Source organism: Streptomyces sp. NBRC 110611 (assembly GCF_001590865.1).
Taxonomy (GTDB): Bacteria; Actinomycetota; Actinomycetes; order Streptomycetales; family Streptomycetaceae; genus Streptomyces.
The window spans coordinates 160,855-166,924 of the sequence record NZ_BBUY01000016.1 but is presented as its reverse complement, the minus strand read 5'-3'; the positions used below and the strand labels follow the sequence as shown (position 1 = coordinate 166,924).

Sequence of the window (6,070 nt, the reverse complement as noted above, 5' to 3'; positions counted from 1 at the left end):
AGCCGACGGCACGGAAGTGGCCGCCGACTTCGAGCTGGACGAGAACGCCCGTTGGCGCCTGATGGAGGGACTGGACGACATCAGCCTCACCCTTCGGGAGGAGTCGGCCATCGCCGCGTACGAGGCGAACAGGCCTCCGTTCAAACCGCGTACCATCGAGGCCTGACCTCGGGTTTTATGGCTCAAAGCCTTATTGCGTACGATGCGCCCCCTGTGCAGTTGGCAGGGGGCGCATCCGCGTCTCGGGGCGCCTGTTGAGGCCCCGTGAAGCGACAACTCGCCGCAGATGGCACAATTAGCGCATGGAACGCGACGACCAACTCGAGCTCTACGGTTTCGTCGCCGACCAACTCAAGGCCGCACACGCAAGAGTGCGGACACTGCAAGTCCCGGAGGGCGTACGGATGGCGCTGACCCGGAAGCTGCTCGTCATCACGGCCGCGGCTAAACACGATCTTGCGGACGCGGCAAGGCGTCTGGAGGGCTTCATGGAAGACCTCGACGAAGGTCGATACCCCGAAGATGTGCCCGCCGATGGAACTCCGTGAAGGTCGAGTCCGTTGCGGCACAAGGGTGATTAGCCCGTTTCGTGTTTGATTTGCGGTATATATCTGCCTAACGTGCGAAAAAGCTTGGAAACTTTCGTTCCAGCAATGTCTCCGAAGGGGAAGACGTGAACAAGGCGCAGCTCGTAGAAGCCATTGCCGACAAGCTCGGCGGCCGCCAGAACGCGGCGGAGGCGGTGGACGCGGTACTGGACGCAATCGTCCGTGCAGTTGTCGCCGGCGACCGCGTTTCGGTCACCGGATTCGGCTCGTTCGAGAAAGTCGACCGCCCGGCCCGCTACGCCCGGAACCCGCAGACGGGTGAGCGGGTGCGGGTCAAGAAGACCTCGGTGCCGCGCTTCCGCGCCGGCCAGGGCTTCAAGGACCTGGTGAGCGGCTCGAAGAAGCTCCCCAAGGGCGGCGAGGTCGCCGTGAAGAAGGCCCCGAAGGGCAGCCTGACCGGCGGCAAGGCCACGGTGAAGAAGGCCGCCGCCAAGAAGGCCGCGGCGAAGAAGGCGGCGGCGAAGAAGGCGGCGCCCGCGAAGAAGGCCGCCGCGGCGAAGAAGGTGACCGCCAAGAAGGTCACCGCGAAGAAGACCACCACCGCCAAGAAGGCCGCCGCGGCGAAGAAGGCGGCACCCGCGAAGAAGGCCGCCACGGCGAAGAAGACCACCGCCAAGAAGGCCGCCCCCGCGAAGAAGGCGACGGCGAAGAAGACCGCGCCCGCGAAGAAGACGACGGCGAAGAAGGCCCCCGCCAAGAAGGCCACCGCGCGCAAGACCACGGCGAAGAAGACGACCGCCCGCAAGCGGTAATCCAGCAGCGGCGACGCCATGCGTCGGGCCGGTCTCCCTCCGGGGAGCCCGGCCCGCGGTGTGTCCGGCAGGGCCCCGGACGCCCTCGTCTAGGCTCTCTCCCATGCAGGCCACCGCGTACACGTACGACCCCGAGACCCGCTCCGGCAGTGTGCTGCTGGACGACGGCACCCCGCTGCCCTTCGACACCGCGGCCTTCGACGCCGGCGGGCTCCTGCTGCTGCGGCCCGGTCAGCGGGTACGTATCGAGGTCACCGGGCAGGGCGACGCCCGGCATATCGAATTGATCACACTCCAGACGCTCTGACCTGCGGCGGGAGGGCCGGTGCCGCCAGGGCGGTGTGCGGTCCCACCCCCAGTGCCAGCGCGGCCCGCAGATCCTCTCCGGTGTCCACGTCACGGCGTACCGAGGGCACGTCCGGCGCGGTGATCTCCCGTGCACCCGATGCCAGATGGCGGGCCCGCGACGGCCCGCCGAATGCCGGGGCCAATTCCGCGCCGGAAGTCGCGGTCAGAAGTGTTGTCCCGATATCCGCCGCATCGGCGAGAAATGCACGGGGAAATAGCGAGGCGGAATGGAGGGCCCGGGCCAGCTCGGCAGTACGGAGCGCGGGAAGGTCGGCGTTGAGCGCGGCGACCGCGGCGCCCGGGCGGCGCGCCCGGACCTCTTCCGCTCCATGAGCCAGTGCCGCGTTCAGCCCCCGGGCCGGTGTGTCGGGGACGACGCGGGCCCCCAGCGCCGTCAGAGGCCCGCCGGCCCGCCAGTCGTCCGTGACAACCACCACATCCTGGACGTCCGCGCAGGCCAGCGCCGCTGTCACGGTGTCCAGGGCGAAGGCCAGGGCCAGCCGCGGCCGGAACTCCTCGCCGGTGGCCGCCGAGAGCCTGCTCTTGGCCCGTACCAGCGGTTTCAACGGCACCACCAGGCTCCAGCCCACACCCGCTCCCTTTCCGTCGTATTGGCGCCATTCTCACCTGCCGCCGCCGCTCACCGGGAGCGCCGGGGTTACGGTGTCCTCGACATAGCGGGTACCTGGGGCGACACTTGTGCGGCTGCCGGCCCGCAGCAGCTTCGCAGCTCCCTACAAGGAGGGTGTCCCAGTGTCCCGCCGCAGAATCGGCTTCTGGTACCGCTTCGCCGCGGTCCTCTGCAAACCGCCGCTCCTGGTTCTGTTCAAGCGGGACTGGCAGGGAATGCAGCACATTCCGGCCGACGGCGGATTTATCACCGCCGTCAACCACAACTCGTATCTCGACCCGCTGTCCTATGCGCACTATCAGTACAACACCGGGCGGGTCCCCCGATTCCTCGCCAAGGCCGGACTCTTCAAGAGCGGCTTTGTCGGGATGGTGATGCGCGGCACCGGACAGATCCCCGTCTACCGGGAAACGACCGATGCCGCGAACGCGTTCCGGGCCGCCGTCGACGCCATCCACAAGGGCGAATGCGTCGCCTTCTACCCCGAGGGCACCCTCACCCGCGACCCCGAGCTGTGGCCCATGCAGGGCAAGACCGGTGCCGCACGGGTGGCGTTGCTGACCAAGGCGCCGGTCATCCCGGTCGCGCAGTGGGGCGCCAACGACGCGATGCCGCCGTACGCCAGGGAGAAGAAGCTCCGGCTCTTCCCCCGCAAGACGCTGCGGGTCAAGGCCGGGCCGCCGGTCGACCTCAGCGCGTATTACGACCGGGAGCCGACCGCCGAGGTACTGCGCGCGGTCACCGAGGTCATCATGCGCGCGATCACCGAGCAGCTCGCCCAGCTCCGCGACGAGCCGGCGCCGGCCGAACCGTACGACTGGCGCAAGGCGGTCGCCCGGGAGCGCCGTGCCGCCCGCGCCGCGGCCAAGGCCGCCCGGGCCGCCGATCCGGCCGCCGCCGAAGGCACCGTCGCCCCGCAGCAGGTCCGAAGCACCCAGCAGGCACAGGAGGATGAAGGCAAGTGACGCGCTGCGCCGTCTACGGCACGGGGTCCTGGGGCACCGCATTCGCGATGGTGCTCGCCGACGCGGGATGCGAGGTGACCCTGTGGGGGCGCCGCGCGGCTCTCGTCGACGCCATCAACATGGGCCGCACCAACCCCGACTACCTGCCCGGGGTCCGGCTCCCGGCGTCGGTGCGCGCCACCACCGACCCCGCGGAGGCCGCCCGGGACGCGGAGTTCACGGTGCTGGCCGTCCCCTCCCAGACGCTGCGCGGAAACCTCGCCGAATGGGCGCCCCTGCTGCCCGCCGACACCGTCCTGGTCTCCCTGATGAAGGGCGTGGAACTCGGCACGGCCAAGCGCATGAGCGAGGTCATCGAGGAGGTCGCCAAGGTGCCCGCGGAGCGCGTCGCGGTACTGACCGGCCCCAACCTCGCCAAGGAGGTCGCGGCCCGGCAGCCCGCCGCCGCGGTCATCGCCTGCACCGACGAGGCGGTCGCCCGCCGGCTGCAGACCGCCTGCCACACCTCGTACTTCCGCCCGTACACCAACACCGACGTGGTGGGCTGCGAACTGGGCGGCGCGGTCAAGAACGTCATCGCGCTCGCCGTCGGCATCGCGACCGGCATGGGCCTGGGCGACAACGCCAAGGCGTCCCTGATCACCCGCGGTCTCGCCGAGACCACCCGGCTCGGCCTCGCCATGGGCGCCGACGCGCACACCTTCGCGGGCCTGGCCGGCATGGGCGACCTCGTCGCCACCTGCTCCTCGCCGCTGTCCCGCAACAACACCTTCGGCACCAACCTCGGCCGCGGTATGACCCTGCAGGAGACCATCGCGGTCACCAAGCAGACCGCCGAGGGCGTCAAGTCCTGCGAATCCGTGCTGGATCTGGCCCGCCGGTACGGCGTCGAGATGCCGCTCACCGAGACGGTCGTGAGCATCGTCCACGACGGCAAGCCGCCGCTGGTCGCGCTCAAGGAGCTGATGGCCCGCAGCGCGAAGTCCGAACGGCACTGACCGCCGCCACGCGCTCGCCCGGCGGCGCCACGCCACCCACGGCCGCCGCGGCACTGACTCCGTCCCTACCAGCAGGTACCCTCAACCCGATATGAGCAGCCAGACCCCCTCCCACAAGCCCCGTGTCGCCGTCGTGTTCGGCGGGCGCAGCTCCGAGCACGCCATCTCCGTGGTCACCGCCGGAGCCGTGCTGCGCGCCATCGACCGCGAGAAGTACGACGTGCTGCCCATCGGCATCACCACCGACGGCCGCTGGGTGCTGACCGCCGACGACCCCGACCGGATGGCCATCGCGGACCGGAAGCTGCCCAGCGTGGCCGAGCTCGCCGAGTCCGCGGACGGCGGCGTGGTGCTGTCCGCCGACCCCAACAGCCGCGAGGTCGTCTACAGCGAACCGGGCTCGGTCCCCAAGGCGCTCGGCGAGGTCGACGTCGTCTTCCCCGTCCTGCACGGCCCCTACGGCGAGGACGGCACCCTCCAGGGCCTCCTGGAGCTCTCCGGCGTCCCGTACGTCGGCTCGGGCGTCCTCGCCTCGGCCGTCGGCCAGGACAAGGACTACATGAAGCGGGTGTTCGCCTCCTTCGGGCTGCCGGTCGGCCCGTACGAGGTCATCCGCCCCCGGGAGTGGGAGAACGAGCCCGCTGCCGCCCGGAAGAAGATCGTGGACTTCGCCGCCGAGCACGGCTGGCCGCTCTTCGTGAAGCCCGCCCGGGCCGGTTCGTCCATGGGCATCAGCAAGGTCGACGACCTGAGCGGCCTGGACGAGGCGATCGCGGAGGCCCGCGCGCACGACCCCAAGATCATCGTGGAGTCGCTGCTGCGCGGCCGGGAGATCGAGTGCGGGGTGCTGGAGTTCGAGGACGGCCCCCGGGCCAGCGTGCCGGCCGAGATCCCGCCGGTCACCGCGCACGACTTCTACGATTTCGAGGCCAAGTACATCGACTCGGCCAGCGGGATCGTGCCGGCGCCGCTGACCGACGGGCAGACCGCCGAGGTCCGGGAGCTGGCCGTCGCCGCGTTCGAGGCGGCGTCCTGCGAGGGCCTGGTCCGCGCGGACTTCTTCCTCCAGGACAACGGCGAGTTCGTGATCAACGAGATCAACACGCTCCCCGGATTCACGCCCATCTCGATGTACCCGCGGATGTGGCAGGAGAGCGGAGTGAGCTACCCGGAGCTCATCGACCGGCTCCTGCAGGCCGCACTGCGGCGCTCCACGGGGCTGCGCTAGCCGCTTCACCGGCCGCACGTGCCGGCCTGCGTCGGCGACCGCCCTAGACGCCCTTCGGCACGGTCCGGCGTACGGCGTCCGCGAGGTCGGTGAGCACATCGACCTCGGGGGCGTACGCCGCGGGCACGGTCACCTCGACATGGGCCTTGCGCAGTACGGTCGTGAAGCGGTAGCCGTCGTCCCGTTTCTCGAAGAGCCACCCGACACCGTTGACTTCCGCGGCGTCGGGGTTCGGGTTGTAATGTTCACTCCCGTGCCTCAGGACGTCGGGCTTCGGCACCCCGCAGCGCAGTTTCACGGCAGGATCGCCCCATATGGCAGTGAAGTCGGAGACGGGCTCGGGACTACCCCGCTTCAGCCCGTCCACGGTCCGCGGCAATTCCTTGTGGAGCGCCCGGCAGTACCGTGCCGCCTCGCCCGTCGGGGCGGGGGCCGCCACGTCCCCGGACGCGGCGCAGCCCGCCGCGGCGAACGCCACGGTCAGCAGGGGCAGGGTCAGGTACCGGCGGCGTGCGGAGGTCACCCGGCCGAGCATACGGG

At 70.2% G+C, this 6,070-nt stretch carries 8 protein-coding genes and 1 pseudogene; 7 read left to right on the top strand and 2 right to left on the bottom strand.

The genetic code is table 11. The features are described from left to right. The 4 genes and pseudogenes from AZE13_RS35850 to AZE13_RS26590 form a co-directional block, all read left to right on the top strand. Nucleotides 1-166 (top strand): annotated as a pseudogene (locus AZE13_RS35850) (3-isopropylmalate dehydratase small subunit); the annotation flags it as partial. Between the two features lie 136 nt (nucleotides 167-302). Continuing rightward, nucleotides 303-548: a hypothetical protein gene (locus AZE13_RS26600; RefSeq protein ID WP_066937165.1), complete on the top strand. Its 246-nt coding sequence runs from the start codon at nucleotides 303-305 to the stop codon at nucleotides 546-548. A gap of 125 nt (nucleotides 549-673) precedes the next feature. Further along, on the top strand, nucleotides 674-1,360 hold the full coding sequence (locus tag AZE13_RS26595; protein WP_066937162.1) for an HU family DNA-binding protein: 687 nt from the start codon (nucleotides 674-676) through the stop codon (nucleotides 1,358-1,360). A 103-nt stretch (nucleotides 1,361-1,463) separates the two neighbouring features. Next, on the top strand, nucleotides 1,464-1,667 hold the full coding sequence (locus tag AZE13_RS26590; protein WP_066937158.1) for a hypothetical protein: 204 nt from the start codon (nucleotides 1,464-1,466) through the stop codon (nucleotides 1,665-1,667). Here AZE13_RS26590 and cofC read toward each other — a convergent pair. Next, nucleotides 1,648-2,298 carry a 2-phospho-L-lactate guanylyltransferase gene (gene cofC, locus AZE13_RS26585; RefSeq protein ID WP_066937156.1) on the bottom strand — a complete coding sequence of 217 codons (651 nt, stop codon included), beginning with the start codon at nucleotides 2,296-2,298 and terminating at the stop codon, nucleotides 1,648-1,650. The genes AZE13_RS26590 and cofC overlap by 20 nt on opposite strands. A gap of 163 nt (nucleotides 2,299-2,461) precedes the next feature. Between cofC and AZE13_RS26580 the strand changes: the two genes are divergently transcribed. The 3 genes from AZE13_RS26580 (at nucleotide 2,462) to AZE13_RS26570 (ending at nucleotide 5,530) form a co-directional block, all read left to right on the top strand. Continuing rightward, entirely contained in the window at nucleotides 2,462-3,304 is an 843-nt protein-coding gene (locus AZE13_RS26580) for a lysophospholipid acyltransferase family protein (protein WP_066937153.1), read from the top strand. Next, nucleotides 3,301-4,302, top strand: coding sequence for an NAD(P)H-dependent glycerol-3-phosphate dehydrogenase (locus tag AZE13_RS26575; RefSeq protein WP_066937149.1), 1,002 nt, complete (start codon nucleotides 3,301-3,303; stop codon nucleotides 4,300-4,302). The genes AZE13_RS26580 and AZE13_RS26575 overlap by 4 nt, the downstream gene beginning before the upstream one ends. A 91-nt stretch (nucleotides 4,303-4,393) precedes the next feature. After that, the gene (locus tag AZE13_RS26570) at nucleotides 4,394-5,530 is read left to right on the top strand and encodes a D-alanine--D-alanine ligase family protein (protein ID WP_066937145.1); all 1,137 of its coding nucleotides are present in this window, start codon (nucleotides 4,394-4,396) and stop codon (nucleotides 5,528-5,530) included. 43 nt (nucleotides 5,531-5,573) lie between these two features. Here AZE13_RS26570 and AZE13_RS26565 read toward each other — a convergent pair whose 3' ends face one another. Continuing rightward, nucleotides 5,574-6,065, bottom strand: coding sequence for a DUF3515 domain-containing protein (locus AZE13_RS26565; RefSeq protein WP_066937142.1), 492 nt, complete (start codon nucleotides 6,063-6,065; stop codon nucleotides 5,574-5,576). Nucleotides 6,066-6,070 lie beyond the last annotated feature (5 nt).